Source organism: Anatilimnocola floriformis, assembly GCF_024256385.1.
In the GTDB taxonomy this organism is placed as follows: Bacteria; Planctomycetota; Planctomycetia; order Pirellulales; family Pirellulaceae; genus Anatilimnocola; species Anatilimnocola floriformis.
The window spans coordinates 1-12,827 of the sequence record NZ_JAMLFW010000004.1 but is presented as its reverse complement, the minus strand read 5'-3'; the positions used below and the strand labels follow the sequence as shown (position 1 = coordinate 12,827).

The window sequence follows — 12,827 nt, the reverse complement described above, 5'->3', positions numbered from 1 at the left end:
CTTCCCTAAGATTTCATTCGCCAAATGGCGAGAATGTGCCAACGTTCTTAACACAAACTACTTACAGCAATTCGCTGTCACGGTAGCATCTGCATTAGGGACGATATACGCCGTTAGACCCCTACTTTTGGGTCTTTAAAGAAAGATTTGCGGACTTTTTGGTACCGTTCTGTGCTAGTTTTGCCTTGACCAAGGTCGGACCATGGTTGAGAATTTCAAGGTAGTTAAATCAGTAGTTTTTTTGATTTTAACTACCCACCACCACGCTTGAATTCGTCTTAGGTACAGGGCTTTCCCAATCGTTGCGGGTTTTACGTAACGATTCTGTAAAAAATCCGTAGACCTGGGAAAGGTTTAGCGTCCTACCAGCGAATGTATAGGCGGAACGTGACCGTGACCGAATTTTTCGGTCCAGCCATGAACTCGCCACCCACCAGACACCACTTGTAGATATCGCCGCGCGAGGGGGCGAACGCTGGCAGTGGTCCATACTCGCCCGGAACGAGAGCCGAACAGGGGCACCTGAGGAGATTTGGCAAATGAAAAAAACTCCGTCTGCTGACGATGTGAAGATCCGCGCCGCTCTGGATAACGCCCGCGCCGTGATGGCTGAGCCCGGTTTTGAGGACCGGCTCAACAAGCCATTGGCGTTCTGGACGCTGCCTACCGACCGGCGCCTGCCGCTGGCCTTTTTGCCACGGACGCTGCGCGACATCCTCGCCCAGTCCTACGACAGCCTGGCCGCGACCTCGGGCATCGGCAAGAAGAAGATGCAAACGCTGGTCAAGTTATTGGGCCGGGCCATCAAGAACGATCCACACGATCTGTCGTCGTTCCCCAGCGACCGCAAAACGCCCAAGCAAGAGCCGGTCGCCGAAAACCAATTTGACCCCGATACCGTTTCGGAGCTCCTCTGGTCGCAGTGGCGCGAACTGGTGCAGTCTCGCGGTCTGGCCTATGAACGCGTGGGTCGCCTGTGCCCGGCGCTGCACGGTGTGCCGACCGTGATCTGGAATACGCAGCTCGGCTTTTATCTCAACTACAGCCTGGCCGAGATTCGCGCGCTGAAGACGCACGGCGAGAAGCGGGTTCGCGTGGTGCTGGAAGTCTTCCATGCCATCCACAAAATGCTGACCACGATCGAGCCGCTTGGTGGCTTGGCGATTCGCCTGTCGCCGCGGTTTGCCATTGATGTCGAAAACGCCCTGGCCGCGTTCCGCTCCCAAAATCTGCCGCCAGCCCGCGAACAGATCGAAAAAGCGATCCTCATTCCGATTCTGAACCAACTGGAACTCGACTGCGGCGAGACGGTTCGCGCCCTGTCGACTGAGCGTTTGGGAATCGGACTCGTCACCGGCGAAGAGGTCATCAGCGTTCGGCTGCAAGCTCGCAAACTTGGCGTGACCCGCGCTCGCGTCTATCAGCTGCTGGAAGAATGCAGCCAGGTGATGCATGTCCGTTGGCCCGAAGGCCGCCGTCAGCTCGACGACTTCGCCCAATGGCTGGACGAAGTGTATGCCTCGGCGGAATGTGCCAACCTGCTCGCGGCGCTCCGCGAGCTGCTGTTTCCCCTCAAGTACGATGCTGCCATTGGCGAGCACCTGCTAAAGGAAACGGCCGAACCTGCCGCAGTGTAGCCATCAACTTAGGGCTGCGGCTTCGGCCGCGCGAGGAAGCTGTTCACGCTCTGGTCTTTGTCTTCGACGTGGGGCGAAGCCCAGCCGGGAAACCACGATTTCTTTTCGGCCTGCCCCTTACCGCGGTTGGCTTGTTGATTGAAGACGCTATTCGCGCCCGTCATGCTTTCCTGGCGGGCTGCTGGCTTACCGTCGTTGAACGGATTCAAAAAGTCGGCCGTTTGGCTGGCGGCTTTCTTCGTGCCGTTGGTCATCTTCTGCAGCGTCGACGGTTGCTGACCGAACGACGCCGTCGTCGTCTTGCCGCCCGTGCCAGGGATCAAGCCGAACGGATCGACGACTTTCGAAATCGTCGAACGTCCGCCATTGTTGGCCGGGGCAGCCGTTTTGCTTGCAAAGGGATTCAGATTCGGCATCTTCCAGCCGCTGGTGGGCGCTTGAGCGAACGCGTGAGTGCTGACAGTCACAATCAGGGCGAAGCTCGCCGCGGCGGCAACTCGCCGCAGCCAGATGCAGGACGGGACAGACATCGCAAAATCTCCAAACGAAATGCGCACGGATTGCTCAGTGGCAAAGCGCGCGAAAAGTATTCCGACGAGGGCGGGACCTTCGCAGAACCTCTACAGCGCGTCCAGAGCAATTTCGCCAGATTACAGCATTCAGGCGGAAAATTCGGAAAATCCGGCACGGCGAACCGCTGTGGCTGACTCATAAACATCAGCTAAACTTGCGCCATGTCGCTCATTGTTTGGATGCTGCTTGCGCTTGCCACGGCGGGGCATTTTGCCCTCGCCCTGTGGCTGTTTAATCGCTTGCATGCGCGGGCCTGGCGTTATCGACTGCGACAACTGCTCGAACGCATATTGGTGCTCGCTACCTTCGGCATCGCAGCCGCGTATTTGTTCGCCGTGTGGAAATTGAGCGGCCAAACTTCAGCCCCGCTCTCACTCACTCCCGGTTCTTCGCCCGTCGAAATACTGGGCTATGCGTACGTCTATGTTTGCCTGGCAGTGGTGCTCCTCAGCTTGCCGATCTGGGCTTGGCCGAAGTTGCGTTACCGCTCGCCGACAGATCTGGTGGCGCTGCAAACGCGCGTAGTCGATATGCGCGAAGCGGGCGACATCACCATCAGCGGCGCATTTCCGCAGTTCTGTGCCAAACTGCCCGGGAATGAAATCTGGCAAATGCATGTGCAGCGCAAACATTTTCGTCTGCTGCGTTTGCCCAGCGAGTTGCGCGGGCTGCGCATCGTACACCTGACCGACATGCATCTGACGGGCAAACTAGGCCGCGAGTTCTATGAGCAAGTGGTGACGCTTACGAACGAGCTCGAGCCCGATCTGATCGTCGTGACCGGCGACATCGTCGAACGTGAAAAATGCTTGCCGTGGGTCGAGCCGCTCTTCGGCCGGCTGCGCGCGAAGCACGGAAAGTTTTTCATCCTGGGGAATCACGACTTTCTCTTGCCTCAGCCGCAGCAACTGCGAAACGAACTGCAGCGCGCAGGCTTCTTCGACCTGGCCGGCACGTGGACGCAACTCGAAATTAACGGCGCCCGCTTATTGCTCGCCGGCAATGAGCTTCCCTGGCACGGCCCCGCGCCGCAAGTTCCGCCGGTCGATGAGGCGTTCCGCATATTGCTCGCGCACACGCCCGATCTTTTCACCTGGGCGCAACAAGAATCGTTCGACCTGATGCTCGCCGGGCACAATCACGGCGGCCAAATCTGCCTGCCGCTGATCGGCGCACTCGTCTCGCCGAGCAACTACGGCGTGCGTTACGCGGCCGGCATGTTCCGCCAGGGCCCCACGCTGATGCACGTCAGCCGCGGCATCGCTGGCGAACATCTGCTCCGCTGGAACTGCCCGCCGGAACTAACGCTGCTCATTCTGGAATAAGCAGCCCGCTAACTGGCTCCGGCCTGCCCTTCGTTTTCCTTCGCGACCAAACATACAACAGTTGTGCGCGAAAATTGCGTCTTCCAGAACCCTCTCTCGGCTAACGACTTGCGCCAAAAATAGGCGATTACAACACAGCATCTTCACAACACTTCACAACAACCTCGTTATCACATCTTGCGCCCACTGCACTCGGCGGAACCCACCACTCCGCCACAAGTTGCCGCAACCCGTCGCTTCACAACCGTTATTTTCCACCGCGAAGCTCACAACAACTCGACTTGGTGTTTCACAACACCGCACAAGAGTTCCACACGCGATTCCTGAGTCAGTGAATCAAACGGAGTCGGTCAACCGCGCGCAATCTTCTCACCATCTCTGTAGTCAGCAACCAAATTGGGAAAGAGCACGAGTTGTGCGCGCGGCGCATGCCGGCTAACAATTGTATACAATAGTCCACTTATGTCAAGTTTGAAAAAGCGACCGCAATCGGCGCGAACTTGACTAGGTCGCAGAAATGTTTGCGGTACCGTAGAACTCGACGGATAATTCGACGGGAGAAAAAGGCTTGTGAAAGAAGTACGCGCACTCATTTTTGTCGTCGTAGCGATCCTGCTGCTCCCGACAGTTTACGTGGCCAGCTATCTGGCATTGGCAGCTAAGCCGTCGCGTTCATTCCGCAGATTGCCGACGGGCGAATGCACTGCGCGGATGACGTCTCGCTACCGATACGGCGAACCAATTACGAAAAAAATCTACTGGCCGTTGGAACAAATTGACCGTGCGTTGCGGCCGAAGGTCTGGAATCCAAACGAGTCCACTGGTTAGCGCCCGATAGATCTTTCATCTGCAAGATCTTTGTCGTTACTTGCTCGCAGCGATAACTTTATCGATTCGAGCGTCATACTCCCGATAGATACCCCAGTGCCACAATTGTATCGTCGGCTCTGGAACTTGAACCGGAATAACAACCCTGAACGAGTATTTGCCGATGCCTTCACTCCAAAATGCAGGCGTCGTGGGCCAATTTGAGTTCCCTAGGCGAGCGTTGGAGTCTCGAAACTTTCGCCGGAAATCGCACCGGTAAGCATTCGCCTCATCGTCGGCAAGTGCGCCGCCTCGCAAAATGGGTCCGCCATCTGAGGTCGCCCAATCTTTGCCTGCGGAGTGCTTCAAATAGATCTCGTTTGAAACAAACTTCACAGGGTACTTAATCTCAGTCTCGCACGCGGTGGTTGGCCAGACGATCGGGTCGTTGACAACGTGTTGGTCATTATCGCAATGCTGACTGCGATATCCGTCAGCCACCATCTCTTCCAAATTCCCAATCATGTCGTAGATTCCCCACCGATTCGCCTCCAACATCCGAATCGGCATCGCCGGAACGTGGTTTTTCAGCAACTTGAGCGCAACCAACGACTTGAATTGCTGTTGTGTCCACGCGTACTCAACTGCCACGTCTTCGCGATTTCCCCAAGGGTATGCCGTCGACGAGCCAGCCCTGCACGAATATTCCCATTCTGCTTCGGTAGGCAAACGAATAAACCGCCCGGTCTTAAGACTCAGCCATTGGCAAAACCGCTTCGCGCCCCAGAATGAAAGATTCATGCACGGATAATGCGAATCCGTGTATTGGATGATTGGATAATCGCTGTATACGGGCAACGTCTGATCGAGGACGTCGTCCATGGTAATCTCAGCAGTTGCGCCTAATTTTCTTCGGGCCTCGAACACCGCCGTTCGCCATGGATCAACCGCGTAAAATGGAACTTCGCAATCTGAAATCCAAAACGCAGAAACATTTACTCGCTGAACGGCAGAATCGCTTGAAGTAGCAGACACTTTTCTTAGGAAATGGCCTGCAGGACAATACGCCATATCAAGCTGTTGCCGAGAATCCAGATTCAGCGGAAGTCGCTCCTCGCGAGATTGGCCAAGAACCGTTTGAGGTGAAATACAGACAAGCAGCGATACGCTGATGACAGCGAGAGATTTTGATCGTTGCGACGCGAATTGCTGGCAGGCTTGGGCAAGACTCATGATAAATCGCCTCAATCGCTCACTTTTTGTCGGGCGTGCAGTAGATCGTGCCTAAATCGTTGTCACCGGATTTGATGTCGACGGTAATGCGACCCAATTTCAATGTCTCGATCTTGTCGTCGCGTTCCAGCGTCTTCAGAAAGCCTACGCTCTCATGCCAAAAGACGAAGGTGTGCCGGCCGACCGGAAGGTTGTCTATTTTCATTTTTCCTTGCTTATCTGAAACTGCCACGAATGGATGATCCGTGATGACAATCCAGCCTTCGATCCAGGGAAACATGGGATCGGAAAGTGGCATCGGTCGCGACTCATGCTTACGAAACTCGGTAGAGTCGCCGCCAGCTGCGGGTACCATCACATCGAACTTCCCATTTGCGAACAGGTTACCGCTAAGCACATGGCGTACGGAATCCTGATTTCTGACAATGAGTTGCTGATTCTTTTGAAGCGTCGTAACGCGAGGCTGGAGCGTGAAATCTTTAAACTCAAGTGATACACCGAGTTTTTGCCGAGCCTGATCATCGCTGTGAATCACAGGCGGCGCCTCATCCTTTGCTCGATAAAGCCAAGTCACTACGTTCGCGATTCCCTTTGTTGCGAGATCAACCTCAACGGGTTGTTTGACAATCGGCAATTTGATTCCTGGTGGCGGCGCAGCTGGAATGAACGGCTTCTCTTTCGGTGGTTCGCCGTCGTAGACAAACGCTGCCGAGAGTCGTCCCCATTCTCGAACCTCGGTCTTCGCATCGCGCGAGGCCGCTTCGCCCTCCTGCGCAAAAAGTTCCTGGACAGGAATCGTCGAACAGAGAATTGAAATCAAGAAGCATTGAGTCGCGAATCTCTGCATAGCAATGTCTCCGAAGATCGCCGGAATCTCAGGCTGCTGTAATGATATCAGCTGCAGTACTTAGGCGTAATTTAGCTGTAACTAAAGAACAGTTGCCGCGCTTCACGCAATCCGCGTCGGCTTGAAGACCTTCACCGCCGAGCCGTCGGCCAGAAAGACGCTGCTGGGTGGTTGGGCGAGTGCGCTTGACCAGGGTTCGCCGTAGAAGCCGGGGACGTCGCCTTCCCACGAAGTGAGCGTGGCTTGCCAGGCGTTCCAGCGGGGGTGTTCCACTTCGTACTCCACCGTGCCGCCGTCGCGCTGGCGGCAGTAGCCCCAGTAGTGTTCGGCGATGAACTCGGCGAGCGAACCCGTTTGCAATGGCGCGGGGGAACCTTGCGTGGCGATTTGAAAGCCGTGCCAACCTGCCGATTTCCAGCTGTAGGCGACCGAGTGGGATTGGTCGCTTGGTGGCGCGGCGGTGATTTCGTTGAGGCGAACTTGGTTGCGCATGGGCAGGGCCAGGTAGGGTTCGTTGTAGCTCCAGCGGGCGACGGTTGCGATCGCCCAGCGCGGGACGAGTTCGCGAATGAAGCAGACGCCGCGGCGAACTTCGTTGCCGACCGTGCGGCGGACATAGAACCGCAAGTTCACTTCTTCAAAATCGATGTGCCCCGGCACCGGTAAGCCCAGCAAGCGCGTGTCGCGAAACAGGAAGCCGACGACGCTGACATAGGTCACACCGTCGAAGAAATCGAGTTCCGTACCGCGCGGCACGAGCGACTGCAGCAACTGCGGATCGACGGCGAAGTTGACCATGGCCAGCGCCTGCCAGCGGGCACTGAGGAAGACTTGCCGGCGCGGTTTGACCGGCAGGATGGTGACGTCGGTTTGCGCTCGCCCTTGTGTTTGCATCTGGCACCTCGCAATCGTTCTACCGCAAAACGCCCCCGCTTCGTAACCTGGACCGCCACGGACCCTCGCGTTTTCCGCGGCTAGGGTGCATAATCGGCGGTTGGCAAGCGGCGAATGTACTCTCTCCCACCCCGGTTCAGCGCCGGGCATATTCGGTGTTTGCCACCTGCTTTGGCCCTTCCTTCCTCGTTGTTTGTGCAGGTCTTTGTATGAATCGGATTGTCCGCGTTTCGTCGCTGGTTTGCGGCGTGTTTGTCTCGACGGCAGCTCTCTTCGCCGCCAGCCCGAGTTGGCCCACGTTTCGTGGCGCCGATCGGATGGCCGTTTCGCAGGAGAAGGGCTTGCTGCAAGAATGGCCCGCCGAAGGGCCGAAGTTGCTGTGGGAAGCGCCCGGCGCCGGCCGCGGTTACTCGAGCCTGGCCATTGCCGACGGCAAGATCTTTACGCTCGGCGATGCACCCAGCACGGCAGAGGATAAAGACGAATACCTGCTCTGCTTTGATGAAGCCAGCGGCAAGCCTCTGTGGAAGACCAAGACCGGCAAGCCCTGGACCAGCGGTCAGGAGAGTTGGCAAAGCTCGCGCAGCACGCCGACCGTCGACGGCAATCGGGTGTATGTGCTGACGGCCCACGGCGATCTGGTTTGCTGCAGCACGACCGACGGCACGGAGCTGTGGAAGAAGAATCTCAAGAGCGAATTTGCCGGCAACAAAGCCGACAGCTGGGGCTATAGCGAATCGGTGCTGATCGATGGCGACCGACTGATTTGCACGCCCGGCGGCAGCAAAGCCACGATCGTGGCTCTCAACAAAACGACCGGCGAAACCATCTGGCAGTGTGCGAGCCCCGACGACCGCGGCGCCGGCCATGCTTCGATCGTCATCGCCACCATCGGCGGCAACCGTGTGTATGTGACGACGACCGGCAGCGGCGCGATTGGCGTGCGGGCCGAAGACGGCGAACGGCTGTGGCAGTATGCCATCGACAAGACGACGGCCGTGATTCCCACGCCGATCGTGCGCGGCGACCTGGTTTTCTTCGCGGCTGGCTACAAGCGAGGTGGTGCGCTGCTGAAACAAAAAGCCGATGGCAAGAAGGTGGAGATCGAGGAGATCTATCCCGTGACGCCAGCCCTCGCCAACAAGCATGGCGGCATCGTACTCGTCGGCGATTATCTCTACGGCGATTCGGACGACGCGGGCATTCCCTTCTGTGCCGAGCTGATGACCGGCGACATCAAGTGGAAGGAACGTGGCAGCGGCAAGCGGAGCGCATCGTTCGCCGCCGCCGACGGCCGGCTGTATATCCGCTTTAGCGATGGCATGATGGTGCTCGCCAAAGCCGACCCGGAGAAGTACGTGGAAGTCGGCAAGTTCCAAATTCCCGATGGCGGCGTGCGGCCGAGTTGGTCGCACCCGGTCATTACTGGCGGCAAGCTCTACCTGCGCGAGCAGGACAAGATCTTGTGCTACGACGTGAAGAAGTAGTCCGCGCTCGCAGTTCCAGTTCGCTATTAAGAACGACCACAGGCCGTTCGCTTCGCCAGTGTTGTCCCCCGGTCGTGAGACCAGGAAATCAACACCAGCCGAGCGAACGGCCTGTTGCTTTGAACGGTTGTCGCGCGAGTCAGCTCACCAGTGCGAGTGATAGTTGCGATTGAAGCACGGCGGCCGATTGTAGGTCGGCGAATAGTAAACCGATGGCCGGTAAAAGGTCGGGGCATAACACGGCGGCGTGTAGCACGGCGGGCGGTAGCAGCTTTGAACCTGACCACAGTAACCACCGCCGTATCCGCCACCGTAGCCACCTCCGTAACCACCGTGTCCGCCGCCATGAGCGGAAGCCGTGGAGTTGAACAAACCACCAAGCGAGAGAGCAGCAACCGCGACGAGAGTGAGAAGGAGCGATTTCATAGCATGAGTCCCTTGCAATGAATTTCGTTGAGGCCCGCTTCAGCGACAGTACCGAAGCAACGTTTTGAGTAAAAAGCAGCGATTGTGCCAGCCTTGCCGGCGAAGTGACTTAACCACAGACACAGCAACGAGTTAAAAATATCGGCGAGAATGGCGCGATCAGCCGCCAGCGATGAAAGCGTTGTCATGCTGACGACAGCTGTGTATCAGAGTGATGAAAGGTGTCTGCGTAGGACGGACCATTGGTCCGTCCAGGAGCTGCGAGTTCGGTGGCTGGGCTCGGTACCCGATTCTTGGCCGGACCAATGGTCCGGCCTACGAGGACGAAGCGTCCATCTCACGCGTTACGAATCGCCCTCGGCAACTCGCAGCGCGACGGCTCGTCATGCTATGATTTGCCCTTCCCGCCACCTCTGCCCTCCCGCGATTTCTGGAGCCCGTAATGTCCGTGTCGAAAGCTTCGGAGCCCCTCGGTTCTGGCCGATTGAGCTCGGTGCAATGGCTGATCTGCATCATCGCCGCGATCGGCTTTGCGTTTGACATCTACGAACTCCTGATGCTGCCACTCATCCTGCGGCCGGCGCTGCTCGAGTTGACGGGCGCTCAGCCGGGCTCCGACACGTTCAAGTTTTGGTTTGCGATGCTCTTTTATCTGCCGGCCGTGGCTGGCGGTGTGTTTGGGCTGTTGGGCGGTTATCTCACCGATCGCTTGGGTCGGCGGCGAGTGTTGACGTGGAGCATTTTGCTGTACGCGTTCAGCGCGTTCTTTGCCGGTTTCTCGACCAACATCTACATGCTGCTGTTCTTTCGCTGCACGTGCTTCATCGGCGTGTGTGTCGAGTTTGTGGCTGCGGTCGCGTGGCTCGCCGAGCTGTTTCCCAATCCGGTGCAGCGCGAAAAGGTGCTCGGCTATACGCAGGCCTTTTCGTCGATCGGCGGCATGATGGTGGCGATCGCGAATGGCATTGCCATCAAGTACGGCGCTAACTTTTTCACCATCGATATTCCGGACTTCTTGGTCGGCATCACCGGCGGAGATATCGCTGTCGAGAATCAGCACGCGGCCTGGCGGTACACGCTGATGTCGGGTTTGATTCCGGCGATTCCGCTGATGGTTCTGCGTCCGTTTCTGCCAGAGTCGCCGGTGTGGCAAAAGAAGCGGGAAGCTGGCACGCTCAAGCGACCGAGCATCGCGGCGCTGTTTGCACCCGACTTGCGCAAGGCAACCATCGTCTCGGCGATTGGCTTTGCTTGCAGCCTGGGCATTGCCTTCGGTGCGATTCAACAAATGCCGCAGATCGTCCCCGGCTTGAAGGAAGTGCAAGCGCACGCCGCCGAAGCCAGCACCAAGGCCGTTGCCGCTGCAAAGAAAAAGGCCGCCGAAGAAGGGAAAGAAATTCCCGCCGAAAAACTGAAAGCCATCGGCGGTGCAGCGCGTGGCCGAACCAGTCAGCAGTACGCCTCGGAATACACCAAGATGCAGGAAGTGGGCGGGCTCGTCGGCCGCTTTGCGATGGCGATGGTGCTGGTGATGGGCGTGAGCTGGGGCTGGCGACTGCGCATGTTCCAGATTCCGTCGCTGTTCCTGATTCCGCTCCTCTTCTATTACTTCGTGCGGGCCGAGAACAAAACCTACTTCGAAATCCCGCTCGACAGCGTGTTCCTGGGAACGATTCCAGTCACGACCATGTCGATCGGCATGTTCCTGATGGGCTTCTTCGTGGTCTCGCAGTTGAGCTTCTGGGGCAACTACTTGCCGAGCGCTTATCCGATCCACTTGCGCGGTACGGGCGAAAGCTTTTCGGCGAACATCGGTGGCCGTTTGATCGGCACGATGGCAGCGGCGGTGACCAGCTTCCTGGCCGGCAAGTTTGCCTTTCCCGCGGCTGGTGAAAATCAAGCGGTGCTCGCTGCTCTGCAGTTTTCAACGGCAGCTGCCATTGTCGGAACGGTAATCGCGATGATCGGTTTCATCAACAGCTTTTGGCTGCCGGAACCCAAGAACGACGCCTCGCACGAGTAGGAGCTTTCGAACATGTCTCTCGCCAAAGCCACGCGCGCGACGATCATTCCTTGCCTGCGCTACCAAGATGCGCAGGCGGCGCTCAAGTTTTTGTGCGAGGCGTTTGGTTTCGAGAAGCACGCCGTCTACGAAGCGCCCGACGGCAGCGTGATGCACGCCGAGCTGATCTTCGGCAACGGCATGATCATGCTCGGCTCGAAGAGCGATACGCCGTTTGCGCAGCTGCAAAAACTGCCGGCCGAAGTGGGCGGCATCGGCACACAAAGTCCGTATGTGATTGTGAGCGACGCCGATGTTCACCATGCGCAAGCCGTTGCCGCCGGCGCTAAAGTGGTGCTACCGCTTAAGACCGAAGACTACGGCGGGCGCGGCTACTCTTGCCTTGATCCCGAAGGGAATCTTTGGAACTTCGGCACGTACGATCCGTGGCCGGCGGCGAAATAAATCTGCCGCGAAACAAAAGTAGGGGCCGCAAAAGCGGCCCCTACGAGAAAGACTAAATCAAGTTCACCACCCGGCTCGCGAGGCCCTGCTGGCCGTCGCCGCCGAGGACGATCTTCAGCTCGCCGCGAGCTGCGATCTTCTCGAGCACCTCGAGTTCACGCAGACGCATGAGCGTCGGCTGCTCGGCCAGCAACTTCGCCGTGTTGGCCTGGCTGCGCATGGCAGCCGTTTCTTCACGACGCGCGATGAGGTTCGCTTCCGCGGCCTTCTTGGCTTCGGTAACACGATTCATCAGGTCCTTCATTTCGCCCGGCAAGATCACGTCGCGAATGCCGACCGAGATCACTTCCAAGCCGAGTTCGGCTGCGCGCGCCTTGACGGCAGCGTGCAGTTCGCTGGCGACCGCGTCCTTGTTGCCAAGGAACGCGTCGAGCTCACGGCCACCGATCACGGCGCGGAGCGCGAGCTGGGCCTCGCGATAGAGCGCCTGTCGCGCGTCATCCGACGAGCTGATGCTCCGCCGCGCATCGACCACGCGGTGCGTCACCAGAGCATTCACGCGCAGCGTTACCTTGTCGGCCGTCATGATCTCCTGGCCGCCGACGTCGAGCACCGTTTCGCGAAGGTCGACTTCGACGACGCGCGTTTCCGCGGCGTTCTTCCAGAAGGCATACTGGCCCGGCGACAACGTCTCGACGAAGCGGCCATCGATAAACAGCACACCCACGTGGTCGCGCTGCACGTCGACGATTTCGAGCGACTGCCGAGCCGACACCGAGCGCGTGATGACCTTGGCATCTTTGTGCTCGAACCGCGGATTGCGAATGTCAACGATCTCGACCGTCACCGGCTTCTGACCGAGCCAATACACGTATCGGCCCGGAATCAAAACGTGGCTGAAGCGGCCTTCGATCCAGACGAGAGCGCGCTGATGGTCCTGCACCTCGAGCACTTCGGCCTGACCGGCCAGCGCGCCCGAGCGCACGATGAGGTCGAGCTTCTCGTGCATGAACCACGGCTCGCGGCGTGACGCGATCGTCACGCTCGTGCGGTTCCACGGATCCCAGCGCCAATGCGATCCCGGACCGAGCAAGCCCTGGAACTCGCCCTCGCGGAACAAGAGGCCCATTT

The 12,827-nt window shown here is 58.2% G+C and carries 13 protein-coding genes; 6 read left to right on the top strand and 7 right to left on the bottom strand.

Features of this window, described 5'->3' with window-relative positions; all coding sequences use genetic code 11:
• Positions 1-539: 539 nt before the first annotated feature.
• Complete coding sequence (locus M9Q49_RS34175) at positions 540-1,637, top strand: Hid1 family protein (protein ID WP_254513828.1); 1,098 nt, start codon at positions 540-542, stop codon at positions 1,635-1,637.
• Positions 1,638-1,645: 8 nt separating this feature from the next.
• On the opposite strand, the gene M9Q49_RS34170 is transcribed toward M9Q49_RS34175, so the two are convergent.
• Positions 1,646-2,167, bottom strand: a complete 522-nt coding sequence (locus M9Q49_RS34170) for a hypothetical protein (RefSeq protein ID WP_254513827.1) — start codon at positions 2,165-2,167, stop codon at positions 1,646-1,648.
• A 204-nt stretch (positions 2,168-2,371) separates the two neighbouring features.
• On the opposite strand from M9Q49_RS34170, the gene M9Q49_RS34165 reads away from it, so the two are divergent.
• Entirely contained in the window at positions 2,372-3,535 is a 1,164-nt protein-coding gene (locus M9Q49_RS34165; protein ID WP_254513826.1) for a metallophosphoesterase, read from the top strand.
• Positions 3,536-4,105: 570 nt separating this feature from the next.
• The gene (locus M9Q49_RS34160; RefSeq protein ID WP_254513825.1) at positions 4,106-4,363 is read left to right on the top strand and encodes a hypothetical protein; all 258 of its coding nucleotides are present in this window, start codon (positions 4,106-4,108) and stop codon (positions 4,361-4,363) included.
• 36 nt (positions 4,364-4,399) lie between these two features.
• Here M9Q49_RS34160 and M9Q49_RS34155 read toward each other — a convergent pair whose 3' ends face one another.
• The 3 genes from M9Q49_RS34155 to M9Q49_RS34145 all read right to left on the bottom strand — a co-directional run bounded on the left by M9Q49_RS34155 (position 4,400) and on the right by M9Q49_RS34145 (position 7,316).
• Positions 4,400-5,575: a formylglycine-generating enzyme family protein gene (locus M9Q49_RS34155; RefSeq protein WP_254513824.1), complete on the bottom strand. Its 1,176-nt coding sequence runs from the start codon at positions 5,573-5,575 to the stop codon at positions 4,400-4,402.
• Positions 5,576-5,594: 19 nt separating this feature from the next.
• On the bottom strand, positions 5,595-6,209 hold the full coding sequence (locus M9Q49_RS34150) for a hypothetical protein (RefSeq protein ID WP_254513823.1): 615 nt from the start codon (positions 6,207-6,209) through the stop codon (positions 5,595-5,597).
• 315 nt (positions 6,210-6,524) lie between these two features.
• Positions 6,525-7,316: a YqjF family protein gene (locus tag M9Q49_RS34145; RefSeq protein WP_254513822.1), complete on the bottom strand. Its 792-nt coding sequence runs from the start codon at positions 7,314-7,316 to the stop codon at positions 6,525-6,527.
• A 209-nt stretch (positions 7,317-7,525) separates the two neighbouring features.
• Between M9Q49_RS34145 and M9Q49_RS34140 the strand changes: the two genes are divergently transcribed.
• The gene (locus tag M9Q49_RS34140) at positions 7,526-8,803 is read left to right on the top strand and encodes a PQQ-binding-like beta-propeller repeat protein (protein ID WP_254513821.1); all 1,278 of its coding nucleotides are present in this window, start codon (positions 7,526-7,528) and stop codon (positions 8,801-8,803) included.
• Between the two features lie 144 nt (positions 8,804-8,947).
• Here M9Q49_RS34140 and M9Q49_RS34135 read toward each other — a convergent pair whose 3' ends face one another.
• On the bottom strand, positions 8,948-9,229 hold the full coding sequence (locus M9Q49_RS34135; RefSeq protein WP_254513820.1) for a hypothetical protein: 282 nt from the start codon (positions 9,227-9,229) through the stop codon (positions 8,948-8,950).
• Complete coding sequence (locus M9Q49_RS34130; RefSeq protein ID WP_254513819.1) at positions 9,226-9,417, bottom strand: hypothetical protein; 192 nt, start codon at positions 9,415-9,417, stop codon at positions 9,226-9,228. Before M9Q49_RS34130 ends, M9Q49_RS34135 begins: the two co-directional genes overlap by 4 nt.
• A gap of 254 nt (positions 9,418-9,671) precedes the next feature.
• Here M9Q49_RS34130 and M9Q49_RS34125 point away from each other — a divergent pair, with 254 nt between their 5' ends.
• A complete protein-coding gene (locus tag M9Q49_RS34125) occupies positions 9,672-11,252 on the top strand; it encodes an MFS transporter (protein ID WP_254513818.1) in 1,581 nt (526 codons plus the stop codon).
• Between the two features lie 12 nt (positions 11,253-11,264).
• On the top strand, positions 11,265-11,696 hold the full coding sequence (locus M9Q49_RS34120; protein WP_254513817.1) for a VOC family protein: 432 nt from the start codon (positions 11,265-11,267) through the stop codon (positions 11,694-11,696).
• A gap of 52 nt (positions 11,697-11,748) precedes the next feature.
• Here M9Q49_RS34120 and M9Q49_RS34115 read toward each other — a convergent pair.
• Positions 11,749-12,827: slipin family protein (locus M9Q49_RS34115; protein ID WP_254513816.1), on the bottom strand; the 1,079-nt coding region annotated here is incomplete at its 5' end.